This is a genomic window from Natrialba sp. SSL1, from assembly GCF_001861355.1.
Lineage (GTDB): Archaea > Halobacteriota > Halobacteria > Halobacteriales > Natrialbaceae > Natrialba.
The window spans coordinates 135,924-159,101 of the sequence record NZ_MASN01000035.1 but is presented as its reverse complement, the minus strand read 5'-3'; the positions used below and the strand labels follow the sequence as shown (position 1 = coordinate 159,101).

The 23,178-nt window shown below is 61.9% G+C and carries 19 protein-coding genes; 9 read left to right on the top strand and 10 right to left on the bottom strand.

Annotation, left to right across the window (positions count from 1 at the left end):
• Window positions 1-33: 33 nt before the first annotated feature.
• Together BBD46_RS11765 and BBD46_RS22215 are read left to right on the top strand one after the other, a co-directional pair.
• Window positions 34-1,674: a polysaccharide biosynthesis C-terminal domain-containing protein gene (locus BBD46_RS11765; protein ID WP_071401902.1), complete on the top strand. Its 1,641-nt coding sequence runs from the start codon at window positions 34-36 to the stop codon at window positions 1,672-1,674.
• A 74-nt stretch (window positions 1,675-1,748) separates the two neighbouring features.
• Window positions 1,749-2,153: a hypothetical protein gene (locus tag BBD46_RS22215; protein ID WP_139173582.1), complete on the top strand. Its 405-nt coding sequence runs from the start codon at window positions 1,749-1,751 to the stop codon at window positions 2,151-2,153.
• A gap of 159 nt (window positions 2,154-2,312) precedes the next feature.
• Here the strand turns inward: BBD46_RS22215 and BBD46_RS11755 are convergent, their stop codons facing one another.
• Both BBD46_RS11755 and BBD46_RS11750 read right to left on the bottom strand, forming a co-directional pair.
• Window positions 2,313-3,410: a glycosyltransferase family 2 protein gene (locus BBD46_RS11755; RefSeq protein WP_071401900.1), complete on the bottom strand. Its 1,098-nt coding sequence runs from the start codon at window positions 3,408-3,410 to the stop codon at window positions 2,313-2,315.
• Between the two features lie 86 nt (window positions 3,411-3,496).
• Entirely contained in the window at window positions 3,497-4,789 is a 1,293-nt protein-coding gene (locus BBD46_RS11750; RefSeq protein ID WP_071401899.1) for a polysaccharide deacetylase family protein, read from the bottom strand.
• A gap of 162 nt (window positions 4,790-4,951) precedes the next feature.
• Here BBD46_RS11750 and BBD46_RS11745 point away from each other — a divergent pair, with 162 nt between their 5' ends.
• From BBD46_RS11745 to BBD46_RS11735, 3 genes are all read left to right on the top strand, one after another.
• Window positions 4,952-6,055, top strand: a complete 1,104-nt coding sequence (locus tag BBD46_RS11745; protein ID WP_071401898.1) for a glycosyltransferase family 2 protein — start codon at window positions 4,952-4,954, stop codon at window positions 6,053-6,055.
• 106 nt (window positions 6,056-6,161) lie between these two features.
• A complete protein-coding gene (locus BBD46_RS11740) occupies window positions 6,162-7,364 on the top strand; it encodes a sugar-transfer associated ATP-grasp domain-containing protein (RefSeq protein ID WP_071401897.1) in 1,203 nt (400 codons plus the stop codon).
• Between the two features lie 225 nt (window positions 7,365-7,589).
• Entirely contained in the window at window positions 7,590-8,852 is a 1,263-nt protein-coding gene (locus BBD46_RS11735) for a PKD domain-containing protein (protein ID WP_071401896.1), read from the top strand.
• A 165-nt stretch (window positions 8,853-9,017) separates the two neighbouring features.
• Here BBD46_RS11735 and BBD46_RS11730 read toward each other — a convergent pair whose 3' ends face one another.
• Window positions 9,018-10,352, bottom strand: coding sequence for a polysaccharide deacetylase family protein (locus tag BBD46_RS11730; RefSeq protein WP_071401895.1), 1,335 nt, complete (start codon window positions 10,350-10,352; stop codon window positions 9,018-9,020).
• 247 nt (window positions 10,353-10,599) lie between these two features.
• On the opposite strand from BBD46_RS11730, the gene BBD46_RS11725 reads away from it, so the two are divergent.
• Window positions 10,600-12,324, top strand: coding sequence for an asparagine synthase-related protein (locus BBD46_RS11725; RefSeq protein ID WP_071401894.1), 1,725 nt, complete (start codon window positions 10,600-10,602; stop codon window positions 12,322-12,324).
• Window positions 12,325-12,463: 139 nt separating this feature from the next.
• Window positions 12,464-13,108: a hypothetical protein gene (locus BBD46_RS11720; RefSeq protein ID WP_071401893.1), complete on the top strand. Its 645-nt coding sequence runs from the start codon at window positions 12,464-12,466 to the stop codon at window positions 13,106-13,108.
• A 28-nt stretch (window positions 13,109-13,136) separates the two neighbouring features.
• On the opposite strand, the gene BBD46_RS11715 is transcribed toward BBD46_RS11720, so the two are convergent.
• Window positions 13,137-13,787, bottom strand: a complete 651-nt coding sequence (locus BBD46_RS11715; protein WP_071401892.1) for a DUF7344 domain-containing protein — start codon at window positions 13,785-13,787, stop codon at window positions 13,137-13,139.
• 386 nt (window positions 13,788-14,173) lie between these two features.
• Between BBD46_RS11715 and BBD46_RS11710 the strand changes: the two genes are divergently transcribed.
• Window positions 14,174-15,157 (top strand): DUF1616 domain-containing protein, encoded by a 984-nt coding sequence (locus tag BBD46_RS11710; protein WP_071401891.1) that lies wholly within the window; start codon window positions 14,174-14,176, stop codon window positions 15,155-15,157.
• Between the two features lie 73 nt (window positions 15,158-15,230).
• On the top strand, window positions 15,231-15,536 hold the full coding sequence (locus BBD46_RS11705) for a hypothetical protein (RefSeq protein ID WP_071401890.1): 306 nt from the start codon (window positions 15,231-15,233) through the stop codon (window positions 15,534-15,536).
• Window positions 15,537-16,182: 646 nt separating this feature from the next.
• Here BBD46_RS11705 and BBD46_RS11695 read toward each other — a convergent pair.
• The 6 genes from BBD46_RS11695 to BBD46_RS11675 form a co-directional block, all read right to left on the bottom strand.
• The gene (locus BBD46_RS11695; protein ID WP_071401888.1) at window positions 16,183-16,845 is read right to left on the bottom strand and encodes a bacterio-opsin activator domain-containing protein; all 663 of its coding nucleotides are present in this window, start codon (window positions 16,843-16,845) and stop codon (window positions 16,183-16,185) included.
• A 278-nt stretch (window positions 16,846-17,123) separates the two neighbouring features.
• Window positions 17,124-19,103, bottom strand: a complete 1,980-nt coding sequence (locus BBD46_RS11690) for a hypothetical protein (protein ID WP_071401887.1) — start codon at window positions 19,101-19,103, stop codon at window positions 17,124-17,126.
• Window positions 19,093-20,070 carry a glycosyltransferase gene (locus tag BBD46_RS11685; RefSeq protein WP_071401886.1) on the bottom strand — a complete coding sequence of 326 codons (978 nt, stop codon included), beginning with the start codon at window positions 20,068-20,070 and terminating at the stop codon, window positions 19,093-19,095. The genes BBD46_RS11690 and BBD46_RS11685 overlap by 11 nt, the downstream gene beginning before the upstream one ends.
• A 13-nt stretch (window positions 20,071-20,083) precedes the next feature.
• Complete coding sequence (locus tag BBD46_RS11680) at window positions 20,084-21,151, bottom strand: DUF354 domain-containing protein (RefSeq protein ID WP_071401885.1); 1,068 nt, start codon at window positions 21,149-21,151, stop codon at window positions 20,084-20,086.
• Window positions 21,151-21,342 (bottom strand): hypothetical protein, encoded by a 192-nt coding sequence (locus BBD46_RS22210; protein WP_139173580.1) that lies wholly within the window; start codon window positions 21,340-21,342, stop codon window positions 21,151-21,153. The genes BBD46_RS11680 and BBD46_RS22210 overlap by 1 nt, the downstream gene beginning before the upstream one ends.
• Window positions 21,339-22,745 (bottom strand): nucleotide sugar dehydrogenase, encoded by a 1,407-nt coding sequence (locus tag BBD46_RS11675; protein WP_071401884.1) that lies wholly within the window; start codon window positions 22,743-22,745, stop codon window positions 21,339-21,341. The genes BBD46_RS22210 and BBD46_RS11675 overlap by 4 nt, the downstream gene beginning before the upstream one ends.
• Window positions 22,746-23,178 lie beyond the last annotated feature (433 nt).

Genomic DNA, 23,178 nt, shown 5'->3' with positions numbered 1-23,178 from the left:
GCAGTGGCGATCGGCGATGTTGGAGGCTACTCTATGAATAGAAGCATTGCAAGTGGTATTTTCTCGGTCGTCAGCACGAAGGTGATCGTGCTTATCGTCACGGCGCTCTCGACGCCGCTGCTGTACCGGTTCCTCGGTGCGTCGGGATTCGGCGACTACTCCTTCCTGATGTCGGTGTTCGCCATCTACATGATCTTCGTGAGCTCCGGCATCACGGACGGGGTTCGAAAGTTCCTCGCGGAGGATCGAAGCGCGGCCAACTGGAGCGAACACGTCGTCGGCTACTACTTCCGGCTCGCGGTGATCCTCGCTATTGCGGGCGCAGTACTGTTGCTCGTAAGCGCCCAGTTCGGACTCGTCAGTTACGCGTTCGGCGACGAACTGGCGATCTACTTCTACACGCTCGCCCTGCTCGTCATCACCGCGCAGTTTCGCGACTACGCGCGCAAGACGCTCATGGGGTTCGGACTCGAGCGCTACTCCGAGCCGCTGAAGGTCCTCGACAAGGTCGGCTTCGTCGTCGTCGCGATTCCGCTCGTCTACGCCGGCGCTGGCGTCCTCGGTGCGCTCGCCGGCCACCTCTTTGCGAGCCTGCTAGTTGCGACGGTCGGACTGCTCATCGTCCACCGTCGGATCTCGCTCTCCTGCGTGTTCAGCACGCCCAGTTCTGACTTCCCGCGAAAGAAGATGCTCACGTTCAACTCGATGAGCATTGCCCTCGTCTTCCTGCTGATGTCGCTCTATCACATCGACATCGTGATGCTCCAGCAATTCCGCGAGAGCGCCGATGTCGGGAATTATCGTGCCGCGCTCACGCTCGCGGAGTTCCTCTGGTTCGTCCCGCTCGCCCTCCAGACGGTGTACGTCCACTCGACGTCCGAACTCTGGTCGCAGAACCGTCACCGGAAGATCACCGAACTCGCCTCGCGGACGACCCGCTACACGCTGTTATTGACGGTGATCATGGCAGTCGGTCTCGCCGCGCTCGCGGATGTCGCCGTCCCGATCTACTTCGGCGAGGAGGCAGTGCCCGCGGTCGAGCCGCTCTTGCTCTTGCTTCCCGGCGCGCTCGGCTTCGCGCTCGCGCGACCGGTGCTCGCCATCTCGCAGGGTAACGGCACGCTCAGGTACCCCGTCGCCGCAACCGGTGTCGCGGCGCTCATCAACGTAATCCTCAACGCGCTGTTGATCCCGCGCTATGGAATGCACGGCGCGGCGGTCGCGACGAGCGTCGGCTACGGCTCGATGTTCGTCTTCCACTGCGTGAGCGCCCGTCAGATCGGTTTCGACCCGCTCGCGGACGCCCGACTCGGACGCGGACTTCTCGCCGCGGTGCTCTCCGGTGGACCGATCTTCGCGCTCTCGGCGGCGATCACGCACCCGATTCTCGCCCTCGTACTCGTCCCGCCGGTCGGCTTCCTGCTATTCGTCGGCTTCGCGATCCTCGTCGGCGCACTCGACCCGACGGAGCCGTTCGAAATCCTCGGCCTCTTCCCCGACCCGGTCGGTTCGAAAGCAACTGCCGTTCACGATCGACTCGAGCGGTCGGCTATCGGTGACAACGACTCGTCCAGGGGCTGGCTGCAGCGCCTGCTGTTCGTCGTCGGCCTCTCACTGCTCGCCTCTGGGCTCGCACTGAGCTTCCTCGGCCCGACGGTCAACGCGCTGCTCTAAAGCAGAATCATATCAGTTGTGACCGACACCAGAACCCATTTGCTCCGAACGGAACTCGAGACCCGTGATTCCGTATGGGAGACGGCCGCATACTGGTCGTTCTCGCATTCGATAGGTGTCGCGTCAAGACGGATCAACCGGTCGTCAGCCCGGCGAAACGGCGAACACTGACATTCGTGTCGGAACTGTTCGCGGTCTCTAGTGAGGATGTCCTCGAGGCCAGAAACGATCGCTGTGGCGTGTGGTTCGTTTGCGTGCCGACAGTGAGTGAGGTAGTTCTCACCGATCAAACTACTCGTCTCGATCCCGATATCTTCCTGTATTGCGGGCAGAGACGTCTCGTTCGTGTAGACGATTACGCCGGTGTGATCGAGTACAACAACGCCAAACGGGAGTGCATCGACTCCGGCTTCGAGGAGGCCGGTATCGACGGCTTCGTTCACGTATGGCTGAGAATACATACCTTGGACGGCATATGAATATCGGCATAATTATCACTTGTCTCGGGTGGAGAAACAAGCCCAATGAGTAGTTTCGGGCGGTGTATGTGGGATCCTCGCTATCGTAACAAGCAGTGTTATCTGCTTTCCGATACTACCGCTACTAACGACAGTAGACGAGACGCAACCCGTGTGCGATTAGTACACCTGCGCCTCGAGATGCTCGCTCTGAGCCATATCGAACACCATCGCGAACAGCAAGAGCGACACGCCGAGCGCGAAGACCAGCACGCTCGCGACACTCTCCAGGAACGGCACTGACAGCTGCGAGAGCGCAATGATCAGCGTCCAGAGTCCGGCGAAGACGCCGACCCCAGCAGTCGCCGCTCCAAAGAGGTAGAAGAACGCGAGCGGGTGGAAGTCGAGCGCGAGATACTTCGTCTTGAGCCGCCAGAAGAAGTTTCGCAGGAGCATCGTCGACACCTTCGGAATGTACTCCGAATAGGTGATACTCGATTCCTCGTCACCGTAGACCGCCGGCATCGCCACGTCCGCGACCGCCATATCCTCGACGTTGAGCTTCACCAGCAGATCGTTACAGTAGCCGTAGTACTCGTAGAGTTCCTCGAGTGCGACCGACTCGAGTGCCTCCTTCGAGATGGCGGTGTAGCCGTTCTGGGGGTCCATTGTCTTCCAGTAGCCCGAGGCGACCTTGGTCAGGAACGTCAGAATGGTGTTGCCGACGAACCGAAAGCGCGGCATTGCCTCGCGGTACTCGGCCGAGAGGAGGCGATTCCCCTTGGTGTAGTCGGCCTGTCCCTCGACGATGGGGTCGAGGAGCCGCGGCATCTGTGAGAGATCCATCTGGCCGTCCGCGTCGACGGTGACGGTCGCGTCGACACCGTCCTCGCGGGCGGCGAGATAGCCGGTTTTGATCGCGCCGCCGGCACCGAGGTTCTCGCGGTGCTGGATCGGTACGACGCGGCCAATTGGGTCGTGGACCTGTGCGCGACTCGCCAGCGCCGAGGTGCCACCGTCAGTCGCGACGCCGGCGTAGCCCTCCTCGCCGCTGGCGTAGCGCTGGCCGGCGGTTCGCTCGTAGCCAGCGGTGTCCGTTCGTGCGTCTCGGTCCGCCGTTGCGGCCTCGCAAATCTCGTTCCAGGTGTCGTCGGTCGACTGATCGTCGATGACGTACAGGCGGTCGACGTACGCCGGCATCTCGGCGATGACATCGCCGACGAATCCTTCCTCGTTGTACGCCGGGATTACGACGCCGACGCTACAATCTCGGTACATACTGTGATCTGTGTTGTCGTCAGTTCGTGGCGGTGTGGTCGTTCATCGTGTGCGTATGCGTGTGCGCGATCAGCTGCGATCCGGAATCACGGCTCGTACTCGTCGAGATCAGCCGTCGTCACGACGTCGACATCGGCGTCGTCGATGTACGACAGCAGGTTCTCGAACGCGAGTTCGCTCATGCTGTTCGGGCCAATTTCCTCGAAGTGAAGCACGGCGAGTTCGCCGTGGGCCGCGGCGTAGTCGATGTAGGTTTTGGTGTCCTCGCCGGCGTTCCCGGAGAAGAACCCGAGGTTGTACGGATCAGAGATCGGCAGTCCGTTCGTCCCGCCGCCGTAGCGGAACGCGCGGTCGTGATACTCCTCGACGAGGTCTCGGGTCGTCGGCCCCATGACGTTTCGCGGAGTGAGAAAGCTCGCTGTCCCATCCTCGAAGCCGCGGTTCTCGAGCCAGGCGTTGGTCTGCCGGATCAGCCCCTCCTGCTCGGTGTCGGAGTAGTCGGTGATGTTCTGCGCACCCGTTCGCGGGCGAGCGGCCACGTCCCAACCGGCCTCGACGAGGTCGTCGAGCTGGGTGAGCGAAAGTCGGCCGTCGTTGCCGACCGTCTCGGGAATCACCGCTTCGACGCCCGCAAAGTCGTACTCGGAGAGTGCTTCGAGTGCGATCTCGTGGTGGCTCTCGAGTGTGCCGTCGAACAGCAACATGACCTTCCCCCTGTCTGGGCGGGATGCGACACGGAGGTCGTCGATCGCACAGTCGATCGGACCCTCAGTCGCGCCGCGCCGGCGAGCCGTGAGTCGGATCTCGCGGACGTTCGAGAGATCCGGCTCGCCGTCGATCCCCGCGGTTCCGAAGTCGACGCGCGTCCAGCGATCCGTCGGCCCGATCAGGGTTCGGCGTAGCGTGACCGAACGACTCGAGTTCGGTGCGAACAGTTCGAGGGTGAGCACGAGCTGTTCCTGGTCGGCAAAGCGAACTGCCAGCGAGAGCGTGGAATCGGACAGATCCTCGCCGCCGGAACGCGTCGTGTAGATGCCTGCGTACTCGGTGCCCTCCGCTGCCGTGAGGGATGCGGACTGTGGCCCGCTGTAGGGGTCGTCCTCGTCGGCGTCGAGGTCGCCGGCATCGAGCATCGTCACCCAGCCGTCGAGGTCGTCGAAGGAGACGAGCGTCTCGCCCGGTAGCTCGTCGGCGCTGTGGTAGTGGAACTCGCGTGTGTCGTCCGGCTCACTCTCGGAGTCGTTGTCGTCGTGGTCACCGGTACCCTCACCGTCACCGCCGTCGCCCCAGCCGTCGATGGTGGAGAGACAGCCAGCGACGCCGAGCGTGCCGACGGCTGCGGTCGCCGCCACGAACGATCGTCGGTTGCTGTCCGTCATTGGTTCGAGGCAGGAGCGTTCGGGTCTTTCTTATACACCTCTTAGTGGCCGTCGCGCCGACAGCAGTTCGGTTCAGACCAACAGCCACACCGTCGCGAACCGGGCCGTACGCGGCGGTTAGTAGCTCGATAATAATGGCCCACGGCTGGCGAAACCCAAACAATGTCACAGCCGCGCGTCAGCGTCATTATTCCGACGTACAACAGAGCCGAGAGCCTGCCGCGAGCCATCGACAGCGCCCTCGACCAGACTATTTCTGACTCGTCTTCAGGGTCCGAACTCGAAGTCATCGTTGTCGACGACGGTTCCACCGACGACACTGCCGAAGTGCTCGCGAGCTACGACGACTCCCGTGTTCGTCCCGTTATCCACGCGACCAACCAGGGCGCGAACGTCGCCCGCAACACCGGCATCGACCACGCCCGCGGCGAGTACGTCGCCTTCCTCGACTCCGACGACGAGTGGCACCCCGACAAACTCGCGCGCCAACTCGAGACACTCGCCGAGCGCGACGACGACTGGGTCGGCGTCTACTGTGATACTGCACTCGAGTTACCCGAGACGAGCGACCGGGCGCGCGGGCTCGTGGCGTCGCTGCTCGCTCGCTCGGATTCGGAGCCGGTGCGCGAGGGCGACGACGAACTGATCGGCGAAATTCTCGCGGACAACGTCCAGCCCGGCGCGGGCTCGACGCTGGTCGTCGAGACCGCGGTCGCACGGGCGGTCGACGGCTTCGACGAGGAGCTAGACCGGTTTCAGGATCCGGAATTCTGTCTGCGCGTGCTCGGCGAGGGGAAACTGGCGTACGTCGACGAGGAACTCGTCGTCCGCGAGGAGACGGGCCACCCGCCGGCCGACGTGATCCGGAAGGCGGACGAGCAGTACCTCTCGCGGTACGAGGACGAGGTCGAGCGCTTCGAGGCGGCAGGATACGACATCCGCGCGAGTCACGAACTCGTGCTCGCAAAGCGCTACCTCGCAGAGGGACGCTTCCTGCGTGGTGCGTGGCACCTCCGTGGGGCGGCGACGTCGCTGCGGCGCTGTCCTGGCCTCTGCTGGGCTGCCGGTGCGGGTGTGCGACGCCGCCCGAAGACCGTTCTCGCGGGCACCGCCGTTGTCGCGCTGGTTGCAATCACGATGATTGCGGCGCTCGCGCGCATCTCGGTGGCGGACCAGATCAGGCCCGATATTGACGACCTCTCGGCGGCGGACACGCCGGTCACGATCGATCCCGAGGACGAGCCCGAAGAGTCGCCGGCGGAGTGAATTCCCGGTCGGTACGACGGAGTTCCACTCTGTGCAACTGAGTGTCGGTCGGTGAAACGGTCTTTCCGATTCGGTAACTAATACGGTCGGCCTGACAGCGCTGGACATGAACGTCCGCAGGCTGTACCACACGGCCAGAGGAATACAGGGACTTGCCGGAACCGAGTACGACAGCGACGTCAGCCCGTCGCTTCGTCGCCGCCTGTGGCTTTGGCGACGCGGGTTCCTGAGCCGGTCGGATGCAATCTACGACATCGACGGCCATCGCGTCCAGGACTTCATCACCGACTATCAGCGCTACGTGCGGACGAAGCGAATCAACGGCACCTGGTCCGTCGCCCTGTCGAACAAACTCCTCTTTCACCGCGTGATGCAGCCGTTCGACGACGAGCGCATGACCGTGTACGGGATGGTAAACGACGGCTCGTTCCACACCGTCGACACCGACGGCGCTCGGTTCAGTACCGACGGCGGTGTTCAGTCACCCAGTTCGGTAGACTCCCGGCACACGAACAACGCGCAGACGGACACACCGCACACGGCCAACGCACACACCAACAACGCTGCCCAACGCGTCGTCGAGCAACTCGAGTGCGACGACGACGGGAAACTGGTCCTCAAGTGGGTTCGCGGGGGCGGCGGAAACAACGTCTACCTCTGTTCGCGGACCGAGGACGGCTATCGGGTCAATGGCGAACACTATGCGGATGCCGAGTTTCGCTCGCTGGTCTCGAACCTGTCCGAATACCTCGTCTGCGAGCACGTCGAACAGGGCTCGTTCCCCGCGGATCTGTATCCGAAGACGCCAAACACGCTTCGACTCATCACGATGTACGACGAGGAGACCCACGAGCCGTTCATCGCCGCGGGGATCCACCGGATCGGAACGACCGATTCGGAGCCGCTCGACAACTTCACGCAGGGTGGGCTCTCCGCCGAAATCGACCTCGATACCGGGGAGTTGGGACCCGGTGCACGGCCGCCAAATGCCGGTTCCGAATCTGATTCCGACTCCGTCTCCGGGCAAGACGCCGTCTCCTGGCACACGACACACCCCGACACCGGCGCACAGATAGAGGGCGAACATATTCCAAACTGGGAGACGATTCGCTCGCGGGTACTCGAGATGGCTTCCTCTGCGTCGTTCCTGCCGTACATCGGCTGGGACGTGATCGTCACGGACGAGGACGGCTCGTTCTCGGTGATCGAGGCGAATAGCTATCCGGGCCTGAAGTCGATTCAGGTGCACGGACCGCTGCTGGCGGACGACAGGGTGCGACGGTTCTACGAGCGCCACGGCGTCTGTTAGGGAGAGTCAGTTGCTCTGGTATCAGTGGAGTTGCCCGTTTGTACGGGCCATTCGTATCACCGAGAATGGGTAGAACGGTTAGAGCCACAACCGTTGCCGTCTTGCAACGGCACGGACCGCTTCCGGCCGGTGATTTCGCCGAACCGTTTTCGAGTACAAAACCGCCGCTGTAACGGTCTTACGCGCGCTATAGTAAACAAATCCGGGCAGAGAGTGGAAACTGGAATGCAGCGGGATTCACTCTCACGACGATCAGTACTGTCTCTTGCCGGCCTCTCGCTGGCGAGTGCAGGTGTCGCGACCGGTGCACAGCTGAATCGCGGTTCACAATCCGCCCAAGGGGCGGCAGACGACGCGAGCGTGACACGCGAGTCGTTCCAGATCATGGACGGGACAGAGAAGGAAACGACAGTCTACGTGACCGACGCTGAAGCCGACGGACCGACAGTGTTCGTCATCGGCGGCGTTCACGGGAACGAGACGGCCGGCTACGTCGCCGCCGAGGAGATCGCCGAGTGGACGATTGACGCCGGGACGCTCGTCACGCTGCCGCGAGCGGACGTCGTCGCTATCGACCGCGGAACACGGGTCGACGACGACGGCATCGACCTCAACCGGCAGTTCCCCGAGGGCAGTGAGCCCCAGACCGACCTTGCACAGGCGATCTGGGACCTCGTGGTCGACCTCGATCCGGCCGTCGTCGTCGACCTCCACGAGTCACGCGGGATCTACGCCGGCAATCCCGTCGACGGCGTCGGGCAGGCGATCTTCCACGCCAATCGCGACGAAGACCGAACGGCCGCGGACAGCGCAGTCGAGTACGCCAACGACAACTACATCGACGTCTCCGAACGCGCCTTCCAGACCGGCTACTTCTCCGGCCCTGACTCGGAGCCAACAGGGCTGCTCGTCCACAAAGCTGCGCGGGAACTCGGTTCCGAAGCCTTCCTCGTCGAGACGCTCTCGACCGAGAACGAACTCGAGAAGCGGGTCACCTGGCACTCGGCGGTCGTCGAGCGACTGGTCGAGGACGAACTGTTCCCCGAGGAAGAGCCGAACAACGGCCACGAGCCGGAAGAACCGATCGAAGAAGAGCCCGACGAACCGGCGGAACCGCCTGCAGACGAAGACGAAGACGAAGACGATGACGGAGATGGTGATGGTGAGGATGAGGATGGCGAGACAGACGACGAAATTCCGGACGACCACACCGAACCGGTCGCCGAGATTCGCTCCGACCCGAGCAACGCGGTCGAGGCGACACTCGAGCCGGAGCAGACGATCACTCTCGATGCGACCTGTTCGGAGGCACCGGACGGCGAACTCGTCAGCTACGAGTGGGGCATCAAGAACGACGGCACGTTCAACGAGTCCGGGAAGACGGTCGACGTAACCGTCAGCGCGAGCGGCGACCACCGCGTGTTGCTGCGGGTGACTGACGATACCGGTGCGAGCGAAACGACGGAAGTGACGCTGACAGCAGCCTGAGCTACGAGGCGGTGTCAGCTGCACAACCTCTCCGTAGCTCGCCAACCTCTGGGTTGTTCATCACTGTTCTCAGGAAGTTCACGAGCGTATCGTTGCTCTCTCACAACCACGAGACTACCCAATGAAGCAACGGTCACCGCAAGAAACGAGACCGAAATCAGTACGCTAGAACGGATCCGTTCGAAGCTCCCACAGGTCGTCGAAGTCGATAACCTCGACGTCAGCTTGATCGATGTGCTCGAGTAGCTCCTCGTAGTCGTCCTCGTCCATCGTGTTATCCTGGTCGAACGCGTGGAAGTTCAGGATGGTACACTGGTTGTGTGCTTCGGCGAGGTCGACACAGCGCTTCGAGATGTCGAGGTCGTGGCCGATGGTGCGGGGCAGCGCCAGCGGGTCGAACCCGTAAACGTTGGTCAGGTTGACGTTGCCGGACTGGTTGAAGCCACCGCAGTAGTGGTAGTCCGTGAAGTACTCGAGGCTGGTCTTATCGTAGCTGTTGTGCGGGTAGACGATGTAGTTCGCGCCCTCGAAGCCGTTCTGGATGAACCAGTGTTTGTCGCCGCGGACGCGCGTTTCGATCTCATCTTCGTCGTCATACTCGTGGATCGGGTCGTGCGTTCCGTGGACGACGATCTGATCGCCTTCCTCCTGACGCTCCTGGAGTTCCGAGACCGTCATGATCCCGTCACGGGCTTCCTCGGTCCACTGCGGAACAGGGGCCTGAATCGTCGTAAACCCGAACTCGTCGTGCATCGGCGAGGCCGTCTCGTAATAATCGCGGAAGCCGTCGTCCCAGACCAGCATGACGTACCCCTGCTCGGGCCGGTCGTGGGTTCGGATGTCGTCGATCCAGACCTCCGCTTCGTCCATCGAGTGCAACACCTGGAACTCGAGTCGGTCGATCTCGTCCATCGCCGGTTCGATCTCGCTCTCCTCGAAGACGCCCGGACTCGAGCGGAACCAGCCAACGTCAGGCTCACGATAGGTAATTTCTCGCAGCGAGTAGTATCGATCGCTGCCGAAGTTGTCGACGACGCGCAGGTTGACCGTGATGTTCTGCGGCGTCGTCGTCCGAATCGCGAACGAGAAGTCCTTGTCGGTGAGGTCCTCGTCCGGAACGTCGATCTCCGCGACGATCGTTTCGTCCTCCTCACCGGTCAGACGCAGACTCTGCGAGCCGTCGAAGACGACGTCCTCGTCGACCTCGCCCTCGCCCTGCGTGACCTCCCAGGCGTCGCTGTCTTCGAAGTCGTACAGCGACTCTCCCGGCTGACCGTACTCTTCGCGGCTGTTGTACGCGGTTTCGAGTTCTGGAACACCATCCGCCAGCGCGGACACGTCCGTCTCGTCAGTCCCCGTCGACTCGTTCCCCGGCGTCTCACCATTGCCGTCATCGCCGCGCAGGTCGTCCAGACGGTCGGTACAACCCGCGAGTCCAGCGGCCGCAGCAACGCTCGAGCCGGCGAGCAGCCGTCGTCGTGTCATTCGGTTGTCTGCCATGGTACCTCGACCGTACCGCCAGTGAGCCCATTATTATGGATCCGATAGCCGCTCACGAGTGGGTCTCGTCGTCTCCCTGAATCCGTCGAATACCGCCGTCTCGAGACTTAACAACGGCATAGTTAATGGCCACACGGCCGCAGACGTGAGACAACACCTGCGGGAGGCACTCGAGTAGCCAAGAGCCGAGTCGCACGCCTGTTCCTCGAGTCAGTGCCAGCCCGCGTCTTCGCGACGATTACCAACGATGAACAAGGAACTGTTCGGTGTATCCGGCGATAGTGAGACGTTCGAGCGGTTTCGATCACCCGACGAGTTCGACGAGTTCCTCCGCGGCTCGTCGCTCACGGTCGGTATCAGAGACCCCGGTCTCGAGTACGACGGCTGGAGCGCGACGCACACCGACGACACCGGCTGCTGCGTGATCTGGGGCGAAGCGTACGTGCCCGGCGACGAGCAAAACGCCGCACGCTGGCTCCTCGAACGCTACGACGCCGAGGGGCTCGATGCACTCCACTCGCTGAACGGCTCGTATCTCGCCGTTCTCGACGTCCGCGGCGAGGAACCGTTCGTCGCAGCGGATCCCGTTCGGTCGCGCGAGTGTTTCTATACTGCAGCACACGACGCTCGTGGAGACTGTGACGGCTGGGTATTTGGAACCGACGCGGCCGCCGTCGGTCGGACTGTTTCAGATCCAACCGTTGACACCGACGGGATACTCGAGTTCCTCCATACGGGGCTGTCGCTCGGCGAGAAGACCTGGGTCGACGAAGTGTCGCGACTCCCACTCGATAGTCGGCTCACGCTCGACGGTGTCGACGCGCTGTCGCGGTTCATTTATCGACCGGCGGATCTCGACGAGTTCAACTACATCGACGAACTCGCTTCGCGACTCGACCGGGCGATACGCCGCCGGTCGTCGAATCCGGGCCCGAAGGGGCTCTTACTCTCTGCGGGCTACGACTCGCGAATCGTTCTCTCGCAGGTCGAGGGAATCGATCACTGTTACACCGTTGGCTCCCCCACCGCACAGGAAGTCCAGGGCGCGAAACAGGTCGCAACCCAGTACGACGCGACTCACACCGCGTTCACACCGGACGATCGGTATCTGTACGCCGACGAGTCCAAAGTGCAGTACACAAACGGGATCAAGGAGTCCTTGCACATCCACCACGCCGGCTACACCGACGAACTCGCAGGCGAGATCGAAACGATGTATCACGGCCTCCTCTGTGACACCTTCTTCCGCGGGCACTTTACCGCCCAGGACGGCGTCGATGTCCTCGGCGCGCGCGTCCCATTCAACCGCCTCGACCCGGACCCCGACCCCGTCGAGTCGCTCCTCGGAAAGTACGGCTACAGACGCGACGCAAGCGTCGACCTCGCCGAGCGGATCGACCTCGACCACGACCCCGAAGCGTTCGTCAGGGAAGCTATCGCCGCCGAGTTCGCCACCAACCGCTCACGAGCGAACTCGATCCAGAACGCACTCACCTGCTGTGGCATCGCCAACCAGCCCTCCGTCCCGTTCCACAACCACCTCGCCGACCAGTTTTTCACCCCGTTTCTCGCGACGGATATCGAACTCCTCGAGTGGCACCTGCGGACGCCGCCGGAACATCGCACGACGGAGACGTTCCTGCGGGCGTGTGAACGACTCGACGACGAAATCCTTCGTCACCGGCCGCCGGATCGGCCACACGGGGCAATGCTCCTGAACGAAGTCGAAGGGTTCGTCCGGCGCAAGACGCCGCTGCTCACGTCGTTCGAGCCACCGTGGCCGGACCGTCGAGAACTGTTCGACCGCTACGAACTGGATCAGCGACTTCTCGAGTCGACGCCGCATCTACATTCGCTGCCACCGCGACACAAACTTCGAGTGAACGATCTGCGGACGTGGCTCGACTCCTGGAGCGCGGGCAGTGAGACGGGACTGCCATGGTTGCAGCAACCGCCACGGATTATGTCCTAGTATAGCACGGCGTTCGCGACTGTTCGCCGAGCCATACTGCGGCCAATATTTCCGGAACCCGCCGCTAACGACCAGATAGACCGTTTATCGTATTTGAATCGTGAGAATACTTATATACCACGACGAGTTAGGCTGGAATATGCGTCTGACGCCGTCTTGGATTCGCTCTTCGTCGGCCGCTACCTCAGAAGAGCAATCAGTAGATGGCGACGCCTCACTCGACGTCCCGATCTACCATTCGGCGGACGGAACACAGTCGCCAGGAAGGCCTGAGAGTGGAACAAATGCCATCCGTGACGATCGATCTGCCGACGCATTTCTGCCCGATTCGGACGCGACGCTGTGTGCGGTGCTCGATGATCTGTCGACACCCGTGACTGTCGATGAACTGGTCGACGCGTTGATTTCGAGGGCAGACCCCCCGGAGTCAGTGGGGACAGCATCGGATACAGCGTCGTCGACACCACCTCCCGTAACCGACGACACCACAGTCCCCGTCGAAACCTGGGCTACGATCCACGAACAACTCCATCAGCACCGACTTCCCCGCCTCGACGAGGAGGGGGCACTCGAGTTCGAACCGACGTGTGGTACTGTCGACCGTGGCGGATCCGAGGTAGTGAGTTGGCTGCTTCGCTCTCCTGCGGTTGCCGGGATGGTTTCGATCGGACTCCTCTTTGTACTGGCCGTGCTGGTGACGGCGTCGATGGTGACGGCAGTAACAGTGACAGTTGCGGCGACGACGTTTGCGGTCTGGTTTCTTCCGGCCTACGGCGTTATATAAGCCCGTTTTCGGGGAGTAGTGAGTCGGGTCAATTGATGAATCGGCTGGCGGTGACCAGCGTGAACAGGAACAGAATTAGGGCGCTCAGTCCGATTCCCGAGAGAATCGAGAGCACTGGGAGTTCGAAGACGGCACCCAGCAGCGCGACGTAACAGACTGCGGTAGCACCGATGTAGTAGTCGTCACCGATCGAGATCGCGGAGTCGTTCTCGTCCGTGGTGGTCTCTGCGTTTCCGTTCGTGTGCGTGTTCATGTGCCCGTTCTGCTCGGTGACCTGCAGGTACTGGTCGACTTCATCTGCGAGTGGCTTGCGCTCGACGATGCCGCGGTTTTGCTGGTAGTCGATGACGCCGGCTTCGTCGAGCTTCGAGAGGTGTGACTGGTACAGCGGGATGTAGACGCGCTGGCGCTGTGTCGAGGTCAGTTCGGCGACGGTGGTGTCGTGTTCCCAGGCTGCGACCTGCTCTGCGACATCACGCATGCGGACGGGTTCGTTAGTTCCGCGGAGATAGCGGAGTACAAGCCGTCTGCGTTCGTTTTGCAGCAGGTGGAATATTTCGTCTTCGGTGAACGTCTCGTCGTCATCCGCTGGTTCCTCACCGCTCTCACGTTCCTCAGCCTCGTCTGCGGACTGTACCTCCAATTCCTGTGCGTCCGAGCTGATATGTTTCGCTTTCATCGAGCCAGTCTTCCCTAATCAGGAGTGGGTAATAAAGTGTAGAAACCGACCAGTTCAATTGATTCGGTTTCACGACGTTTCATCAGCCGGATTGCTGTTTCATGACATTTTATATTCGCTCATTACTACTCCAGAAGCACGATATCGAGACATTCAATATATCCCTATGGATTTTATTACACGCCATATTGGAGAGATAATTCCAGAAATTAAACCCGAATTTTCGATAGTTCTGCTGGATAGGAGTATCACGTGTGAGCGATCTCCCCCTCCCCGATAACAGTGTCGAGATTGTGGTATATCGGGGGCATCGAGTGGGGTGAATTTCCCGCTGATTCGGGCTTACCAGGGTGATAATAAACCCCTCTGAGAGCCACGTTGTCGGTATGAGCGACACCGATTGGTGGTTTCTCGATCTGGCGGTCGTCATCGCAACGACGGGGGCACTTTCGATCGGCCTCTTCACCGCGATTTCGGGCCCTCTCCGCATCGCACTCGCCCTCCCACTCGTCTTGTTTCTGCCGGGGTATGCACTGGTCTCCGCTCTGTTTCCCGACAAAGCAGACGAGACGTACCAGGACTTCGACGAGGAGAAAACCGGCCTCGGAAATCCCCTGCTGTTGACCCGGGGACTCGAGCCGATCGAGCGCGGTATCCTGTCAGTTGTGTTTAGCGTAGCCATCGTTCCGGCGATCACCCTTTTCGCGAGCGCAACCCCCAGGGGTGTGACGCTCGATCCGGTGCTCCTCGGTGTCGCTCTGACAACAATTAGTCTCTCGCTGCTCGCAATTGGTACTCGGTATCGATGCCCACCCGAACAGCGATTCGCTCCGACTCGGACAGAACTCTCAGTATTTTTCCCACGGTTCCGGCCGAACACCTACTCCGAGACGAATCCGCGACCGTACAACATCGCCATCGTCCTCGCGCTCGGCGTCCTCCTTCTGAGCGCGGGGTTTGCCGTCGCCAATCCGCCACAGCACGAGGGCTACACCGAGTTCGCAGTCGAGACGACCGAGGTCGACGGCGACATCGAAACGATGTACGATGCAGAGTACACTGCCGGCGAAGCGACATCGCTCTCCGTCTCGATTACGAACCAGGAACACAGCGAGCAGTCGTACACGACCGTCGCGATGCTCGAACGTGTCGACGAGTCGGGCGAACCCACTGGCGAGGCAGAACAACTCGCGAGCACATCGACCACGATCGCCGACGGCGACACGGCAGAACCGACACTCGAGTTCACCCCGTCGATGCAGGGTGACGATCTGCAGGTGACGCTGTTGCTCTACCAGGGTGATGCGCCGGCAGAGCCGGATGCGGAGTCGGCGTATCGAGTGATCGAGTTGCCGGTTGTCGTCGAGTGAGCGGGACGGTTGCGTTCGGTACTGCTGTAGAGAGACAGACAGTATTTTCACGGCCTGTCAGTTCTGTGAATGTATGATTTACGACCTCGTCGGGTTCGCCCTCCAGTTCGCAGTGCTGGTCTTTGCGGCGTACCTCGGCACGATGCTCGCGCTCAGTCAGTTCCACCGACAGACGACTGGGGAATCGAACGAGCCGATGACCATCAGCCACCGGCTGACGCCGAGTGTCATGCAGCCGAATCACGAGCAGTATCTCACCTCCACGGGCGATCAGAGCGCGTCTGCATCGGCTGCTGGGTCGACTCCTACCGAGGGGGCGAACGGAGACGATGCCAGCCGTGACGCGACGGCCGATGCGGAAAACGACACTGATCGGTAACGCAACCGCTCGCGGCTACGCACTTCTCCCCCGAGACATCACGCTGGCTATCGAGCGCCACTGTACTCGTGTCGAGTGTCCCCCTACCTGGCCCGAATGGAAGAGTGTAGTACTGACGGTGGTGACGTGGTGCCGTAGCGGACAGTGTGTACTCGAATGCCATACGGACAGTAGTAGATAATAGTACGGTTTCTTTATTCAACCTCACACCTGAAAGTGACACAGGCGATTCGGCAACTATACGTGCGAACTGAGCGACCTACTGCAGAGATGAGGCCTGAAAGAGCGTTATTTCGAGATGGTCTCAAACTCTGATGCGCCACATCGACAGCCGCCTTTCTTCCCAATCGGCTGGACAGTGTCGTCGGGAAGGATCCACGCAGAGTAGACTGCGCCGCACTCACAACACTTACCAGCTACCTTCTGCCGTTCGTTAGTCGACCTCCCGGATTCGTTCTGCCGGTCGTCCGTCGTCTTATCGCCGGTCTTGTGCGCTTGCTGGTTCCACGCCATGTACGGTTAAACAGCATCCTTGCGGAAGGGGAACTAGGTTGTATAGACTACCCCGAGAGCAGGACCGCGAAAATTCTCGGACACTCACGCAGATTCGAGGCAGAAGCCTTCACTTTAGTCGTGGGTACCCGACTCATTCATCGTCCGGGTGGGTAAACGTCAAAGTGCTCGTGATGAGGTTCTTATGTGCAGCGTGAAACCGCTTTGAGAGGGCCTGCTGTGAAACGTCCATCTGGTCGGCTAGTTCGCTCATCGAGATCTCCTGTGGAACCTCGTAGTATCCTTCTTTGAGCGCAGAGACCAGCGTCTTTCGTTGCTTTGTCGTGAGATCGTACTGGGCGCTCGCCATCGGTTGTTCCTGATTCTGTATTCGATTGAGTTCGTACGAGATGTCGTTCTCCTTGCAATACGTTTGGAATTGGGAAAGGGTTTCCTGGTCGTCGAACCGCATCCGGAGCTCCCAGTTCGTATCCCTGCCGATCGCTTGCAGGATTGACGACCCGAGTTCGATGTATGCGTAGACGATCGTCTCGACGTTCTGCGTCCACTCGGCACGGTACAAGACGGCTCCATCTACTTCGTCGATGGGAGTAGTGTCCGTCACCGATTCATCCTGTTCGAACGCTGCTTCGAACTCTGCATGATCTCCGCCGCTCACCCAGAAGTATGGCATCACCCTATCCTCCATCGTCGCCACGACCTGCTCGATCTCGACAACCATATGCGGAGCCTCGGTGAGGGAGTGATACAGCGCAAAGTCATCGGATTTCACGGAAAACTCTGCAACGATACTCATACTACTGGTTCGCCCCTGACGGGGTTAAGAGCGGTGCTGAATCGACCGAACGAGAGATGATCCCACGCCATTTCGAGCGAAAATACCGCTATCTGTAACGCCTGTACTTGCCGCGAGTTTCACACCCGACGCTGAATAAAGAAACCGTATTGCCAACTACTGGACAGTGATTTTGAGTCGTAGCAGCGCAGCGAGGATGGTGAGAGCGCAGTCAACGGAAGTCAGAGAGCAGTCGAAGTGGGAGACAAACAACCGTCACCGAAGAGCAGCCTGAAACCCTACGTCGTCGGCGACGGCGTACACATCGTTACCTCACCGTTCGTGTACACCGTCGCGTGGTGTGGCTGACAGAGCCGGTCCTGAGAAACCTGCTCGATCCGGCCCTCGCCGTTCTCGTCGTTGAAGTACGTCGCATCGGTCGACTGCGTCGTCCGGTGAACGACGTACTCGTGGTCTGCAGTCCCGTCATCGGGCACCGTCGCTGTCGTCGTCGATGGATAGGCCCCGGTTCGACTGATCACCGTTTGATAGGGGTGGTCCGTGTGCAACTGCTGATCGGGACGGATCTCCTGGCCGTCTGGACCACCGGTGAGTTCACCGATACTCGAGACGGCTGCGAGCTCGGCGTCGGTGTAAGCGAGCCGTTCGTGCTGGTCAGAGAACACCGGGTTCTCGGCGTTGCTCTCGACTGCGAAGAGCATCGCGCCCGGATAGATGAGCGCGAACAGTACGAGGACGGCGACGACGACGCCCGGCGACAGGCTGCGAACGAGCGTTCGAAGACCGATTGCGCCGAGGATGGCCATCGGCGCGTAGAGGAACGCGAACCAGCGCGTTGGGATGAAGTTCCGGATGCCGAACATCGGCAGGACGAGGACGAACACCAGCATGATCGCAGCGGCGAGCAGGAGGGTGAATACCGACTGCTCGGCGCGCCGGCGGTGGACGACGTAGAGACAGCCGGCGAACGTCGCACCGAGCAGGAACAGGAAGCCGAGCGCGTCGATGTAGGGGACCGCCTGTTCGAGCAGTGTCGGCGCGGCCTCGGCGCTTGCCTCCGCTGTCTCGTCGCCGGTGCTGCCGCTCGCGATGTTGAGGAAGCCGGCACTCTCCTCTAAAGTCTGCGTGAAGAAGCTGAGAACCGTTGCGAGGAACGACTGCTCGCGGTAGGGCGTCAGCGACCAGACGAAGATGGTTAGCCCGAAGTTGAAGACGACGAGCCCGATCAGGTTGACCGGCTTCTTCGCGCGGAAGACGCTCGTGTCGAGGCGCGTGAGCCCGAAGGGGCCAACCACGAACACGACCTGCGCGACGAACGCGGCGAGCAGGAGGACGAGCGTGATGAACGTCGACACCTGGTGTGTGAGGATGACCGCGACGCTCAGCAGGATCAACAGCGAGAAGTCACGCATCGTGTACTCGATGCGCATCACGCGGATGAGCGCGTAGAGGATCGCGAGGAAGAACACCAGTCCGAGGCTCGTCGGGATGAGGTGCAGCCCCCACATCGAAACGTGGCTGGTGAGCGCGAACAGCGCCGTCGCCAGTACGGCCCAGCGCTCGGAGACGAGCAGGTTCGTCGTCGCGTAGATGAGCAGCACCGACAGCGGCATCAGAATCCCGACGGAGAGATACAGCGCGAGCCGCAGCGGTACGTCGAGTAAGAGCGACGACGCGACGACGAGCAGGTGGTAGAACGGCGAGGCGTAGTGTTTGTCGTGTGAGATCGCACTCAGAGACTCCTCGGCGTAGATCGCCTCGATGAACTCCATGTGCGTCCAGACGTCGATCCCGATGTAGCCCGGCGTCGCGTACAGCGCGGTAAATCGGAAGACGAGCGCGAAGAGGACGACCTGAAGCAATAGCAGCCGCCGGTTGAACGCCTCCTCGCTCGTAAAGAAGATCTGAACGACGACGAGCGTCGCCAGCACGCTCGCAACCGCAAAGTACACCGGTGTTCGCGCTCCCTGCAGGACCGTCAGGACGACCAGTGCGCCGAGTCCGGCAAACACGACACTCGGGAGCGTCATCGCAACGGGGCGGGGCAGACGCGGCAGCGCTGTGGACGTATCCCGCTGATACAGCGCGAGGAGGTACAGCGCACACGCCGTCCCGAGCACGAACGGCACCGTGTTGAGGTAAATCTGTGACGCCAGCAGCCGAAGCGGCAGGAGTACGAGTGCCAACAGGAGCCCGACGATCGCCGCAACCGTGTCGAGTCGCAGCGGTCGTAGTTGCGAAATTTTGTTATACACCACTGGAGACACCTCGCTGTACAGCCTCCGAACCGGACAGCGCCGCCGGATCGAGCAGGCGCTCGTAGAGGTCGACCAGCCGGTCGCCCATCGAATCGAGGCTCAGCCCGTCGATTCGCTCACGACCCTGCGAGGAACCGCCGTTCTCGAGTGCAACCGTGAGCCCGACGGCCAGCTCGTCGTCCTCGTCGCTGACGAAGCAGTTGGGAAGCCCCTCGACGGTCTCGGCGACGAAGCCGACATCGGTGGAGACGACCGGGAGATTGCAGGCCGCAGCCTCCTTGACGACCATCGGGCCGCTCTCGCGTTTCGAGGTCACGAGCAACACGTCGCTCGCGTTCATGTAGTACGGAATCTCGGCGTGGTCGACGCCGCTGACGGTCCGGAGTTCGACGTCGACGCCCGAACGGTCGACGAGACGCTTCGCCCGCGGGAAGTCCTTGACTGCGCGCTCGCGGTCGTATGGAAAGAGGGCGATGTTGGTGTCGGGATCGGCGTCCCAGCCGAGGTGCTCGCGAGCCTCCGTCTGCGGAATCGGACGGAACAGCTCCGTGTCGACGCCGAAGGGGATCAGCTCGTGGTCGATCTCGAGTTGGCGCGACATCGCCGGACTCGGAACGACGGTTGCGCTCGCGCGACGTGCGCCGTGCCGGCTGAGCGATCGGAGCCACTCCTGGTCGGCCATGAGGTCCGTTCCCCACAGCGTCAGGACGACCGGTCGGGTCGGCTGAGCGAGCACGAAAGGGGCAACGAGCCCGTAGTTCGCGTGCACCAGATCGTACTCGTCCGAGCGGAGTTCGGCGAGGATTCGCGGGTAAAAGCGCGCGTAGTCGACAGGCGTCCGGCCCGAATCACCGTGGTGTTCGCCCGGCACACCGACCACCGTACAGTCGACGCCGCGCTCTTCGAGTACCGACACCTGCTGGTCGAAAAACGGTCGTGGCGTGGTCACTACCTGAAGTACCTTCATTGTCACACTCACACTAGCCGGGGTTCGTCGCAAGCGACGGCTGCTCCGGTCGCTCGCCGCGTGCAGTCGTCTCGAGTGCCTGTACGATTACGTTCGTCACGTCGACGCGCTCTGCGAGCAAGCGCTCGCGTCGCGCCGCCCACGGCTCGTCGTCGCGCTCGACGATCGACACTGCCTGCTCGAGTGCCCGGACGTGCCGATCTTCGTCGTTGAACTCGAAGAGGAGACCGTACTCCGAGTCGAGTTCGGCCGTGTAGCCGAGCGAGAGCGAGTTTACGTAGACCGAGGGCGTGCCGAGCACGGCGGCTTCGGCCGCAGTCGTCGCTCCTTCGCCGACGACGACGTCCGCGAAGGCGAGCAGGTCGTGCATCAGTTCGGGCGGCGTCTCGAGTTGGTACTCGGCCAGGTCGTCAGGTGGCTCGCCCTCTGCCGTCAGAAGGACCGTCGCGCCCGCGTCCTCGAGTTGGTCGACGACCTCGCGCGGATCGTCGAAGCCGCCGTGGCCCACGTCGTGGGAGGCCTCCCAGCTACTGAGGCGGACGACGGCGATGGTCTCGTCGCGCTCGACGCCGGCCAACTCGAGTACGCTTGGATCTGGCTCGAATCGGTCGGGATGGAGGTAGGCCAGTTCGTGGTAGCCGGGGTAGGTGACCTGCTTCGCACCGATTTCCTCGCGATAGCACGCCGGCGTGCAGATCACGTCGGCGAACGGGTAGCCCAGTTTCGTGATGAGCGTCGCGTGTTCGGTGTCGTAGAAGACGACGCTTTTCGCGCGAAGCGCCGTCGCGACGTGTGCTGCGGCGACGCCGCCGATCGCGGTGATTACGTCGGGGTCGATCGACCGCGCTCGGCGGAGGAGTTTCGCCTCGTACGTTGCCTGTACCGCCGCGAGCGACGCAAGCGAGTCCGCGTCGCCGGCCAGCACCTCGTGGTCGATGTCGTAGCCCTCGAGCAAGGCGACCGCGACGCTACTCTCGCGGGCGAAGACGTGGACCTCGTGGCCGCGGCACTCGAGTTTCTCGATCGCGTTCCGGAAGAAGTGGACGTGGCCGGGGTGCTGGATCGTGACGATGATGCGCATTATGTGTCCTCCGTGCTGTCTGGGTGTGTTCCTGTGGCTGGCACCGAGTTGGGTGGCGTCGTCGTCGGTGCTGGCGCTGGCTGTGCCCGTGAATCAGCGGCACGGCCGCTCTCTGCTGCCGATCGAGCGTCCGCCATCCCCGTTTCAGTCACCAGTATCATCACCACAATCGCGTCCCCCCGTCCCGTCATACTCTCCGGTAGGTGAAGCCGGCGTCCACGGCCTCGTTCTCGTCGATCGCACCGGCGACATCGACCAGCGCGGGATCGTCGTCGAGCTCGCTCGCAACTGCCTCCAGGTCCATCTCGGTGAACTCCTCGTGGGGCGTCGCGAGCACGATTGCGTCGAAGCCTTCGAACGAGAGTTGTTCCTGGACCTCGAGATCGAACGTCTCGCGGGCCGCCTCGTGGTTCGCGATCGGGTCGAAGCCCTCGAGGTGGATGTCGTACTCGTTCAGGGTGTCGACGACGTTCGAAACCTTCGAACTGCGCAGGTCGCCGACGCCGGGCTTGTAGGAGAGTCCAAGGACGAGTACGCGGCTGTCCCGGAGCGTCTTGTGGCACTTGTTGAGCGCCTTGATCGTCAGGTCGGCGACGTGGCCCGGCATCGACTCGTTGACCTTCCGCCCCATCTGCATCAGTTCCGGCTCGAAGCCCTCCTGTGCGGAGCGGTAGGAGAGGAAGTACGGATCGACCGGGATGCAGTGCCCGCCGACGAGGCCGGGCTGGTAGTCGTGGAAGTTCCACTTCGTGCCGGCGGCATCGAGCACGTCCTGCGTATCGACATCCATGTGCTCGAGTGCAACCGAGAGCTCGTTGACGAACGCGATGTTCAGATCCCGCTGGGTGTTCTCGACGACCTTCGACGCCTCGGCGACCTCGATCGATGGCGCGCGGTGAACGCCCGCGTCGACGACGGAGCCGTAGAGCTCTGCCACGTCGTCGAGAACTGCCTCAGTCTGGCCGCTGACGACCTTGACGACATCTGAGAGGCCGTGTTCCTCGTCGCCCGGCGTCGCACGCTCGGGCGAGTAGCCGACGAAGAAGTCCTCGCCGGCAGTCATCCCGGAGGTCTCCTCGAGTGCCGGGATGAGTACCTCGCGGGTCGAGCCCGGATAGACGGTGGACTCGAGTACGACTGTCGTGCCGGCGCTCATCTTCGAGCCGACGGTCTGGCCGGCGCTTTCGACGTAGCTCAGGTCGGGACGATCGTCGTCCCGGATCGGCGTCGGAACGGCGATGACGACGTACTCGGCGTCGCTGATCGCGCCCGCGTTCGTGGTGTAGGAGATGTCGTCGTTCTGGACGGCCTCGTCCGTGAGGTCGCCGGTCGTGTCTTCACCGTCTTTGAGCTGTTCGACGGTGGATTTGTCGACATCGTAGCCGATAACCTGGTAGTCCGACTGGGCGAAGCCGACCGCGAGTGGGAGGCCGACGTAGCCGAGTCCGACGACGCAGATGGTCGCTTCCCGGGTGTGGTGGTCTTCGTCGACGTGTTCGAGCGTGGTCGTCTCCGAGCTGCGGTGCTCGAGTACCTGGTGGCCGTGCAGTCGGTCGTCCGATCGGTTCTCGGTGTCGCTGATTGTCGGTGTCATGGGTGTCCTCTCTGAGTTCGTCTCCGGCGCACCCGGTGTGTGCCGGCGGTTGGGTTCGGTTTCGGATTCGAGTTGGATCGATTGCGAGTCGGTTCCGTTCGATTTCGGTCAGGTCCGTGTCGTTCGTGCCCGAGACACGGATTCATCCGCGGTCCCACCGAAGCGGGACTGGTCTCGATCCGGACAAGCAGGGATGAGCGGTTTACTATAGCGCTGATAAACTGTTGCAGTGATCGGACGGGAACGAGATGTGGGCTACTAGCGTCTCTCGAGGGTGGTTTGGCGCTCTGCCAGAATGTCGGCGACAGATCGGCTTAGCAGTCCGCTAAACCTGCTTGTATCGACCCATAATGAAGGTGCCACACCGTGCAGTGTCGATGCGGTCGTCGTGACCGTCGTGCGATTCGGAGTGGAACTCCGACGCAGCCGGGCA

Coding starts and splice junctions, on each gene's coding strand:
- BBD46_RS11765 (WP_071401902.1), top strand. CDS start 34: ATGAATAGAAGCATTGCAAGTGGTATTTTCTCGGTCGTCAGCACGAAG.
- BBD46_RS22215 (WP_139173582.1), top strand. CDS start 1,749: ATGGGAGACGGCCGCATACTGGTCGTTCTCGCATTCGATAGGTGTCGC.
- BBD46_RS11755 (WP_071401900.1), bottom strand. CDS start 3,410: ATGTACCGAGATTGTAGCGTCGGCGTCGTAATCCCGGCGTACAACGAG.
- BBD46_RS11750 (WP_071401899.1), bottom strand. CDS start 4,789: ATGACGGACAGCAACCGACGATCGTTCGTGGCGGCGACCGCAGCCGTC.
- BBD46_RS11745 (WP_071401898.1), top strand. CDS start 4,952: ATGTCACAGCCGCGCGTCAGCGTCATTATTCCGACGTACAACAGAGCC.
- BBD46_RS11740 (WP_071401897.1), top strand. CDS start 6,162: ATGAACGTCCGCAGGCTGTACCACACGGCCAGAGGAATACAGGGACTT.
- BBD46_RS11735 (WP_071401896.1), top strand. CDS start 7,590: ATGCAGCGGGATTCACTCTCACGACGATCAGTACTGTCTCTTGCCGGC.
- BBD46_RS11730 (WP_071401895.1), bottom strand. CDS start 10,352: ATGGCAGACAACCGAATGACACGACGACGGCTGCTCGCCGGCTCGAGC.
- BBD46_RS11725 (WP_071401894.1), top strand. CDS start 10,600: ATGAACAAGGAACTGTTCGGTGTATCCGGCGATAGTGAGACGTTCGAG.
- BBD46_RS11720 (WP_071401893.1), top strand. CDS start 12,464: ATGCGTCTGACGCCGTCTTGGATTCGCTCTTCGTCGGCCGCTACCTCA.
- BBD46_RS11715 (WP_071401892.1), bottom strand. CDS start 13,787: ATGAAAGCGAAACATATCAGCTCGGACGCACAGGAATTGGAGGTACAG.
- BBD46_RS11710 (WP_071401891.1), top strand. CDS start 14,174: ATGAGCGACACCGATTGGTGGTTTCTCGATCTGGCGGTCGTCATCGCA.
- BBD46_RS11705 (WP_071401890.1), top strand. CDS start 15,231: ATGATTTACGACCTCGTCGGGTTCGCCCTCCAGTTCGCAGTGCTGGTC.
- BBD46_RS11695 (WP_071401888.1), bottom strand. CDS start 16,845: ATGAGTATCGTTGCAGAGTTTTCCGTGAAATCCGATGACTTTGCGCTG.
- BBD46_RS11685 (WP_071401886.1), bottom strand. CDS start 20,070: ATGAAGGTACTTCAGGTAGTGACCACGCCACGACCGTTTTTCGACCAG.
- BBD46_RS11680 (WP_071401885.1), bottom strand. CDS start 21,151: ATGCGCATCATCGTCACGATCCAGCACCCCGGCCACGTCCACTTCTTC.
- BBD46_RS22210 (WP_139173580.1), bottom strand. CDS start 21,342: ATGACGGGACGGGGGGACGCGATTGTGGTGATGATACTGGTGACTGAA.
- BBD46_RS11675 (WP_071401884.1), bottom strand. CDS start 22,745: ATGACACCGACAATCAGCGACACCGAGAACCGATCGGACGACCGACTG.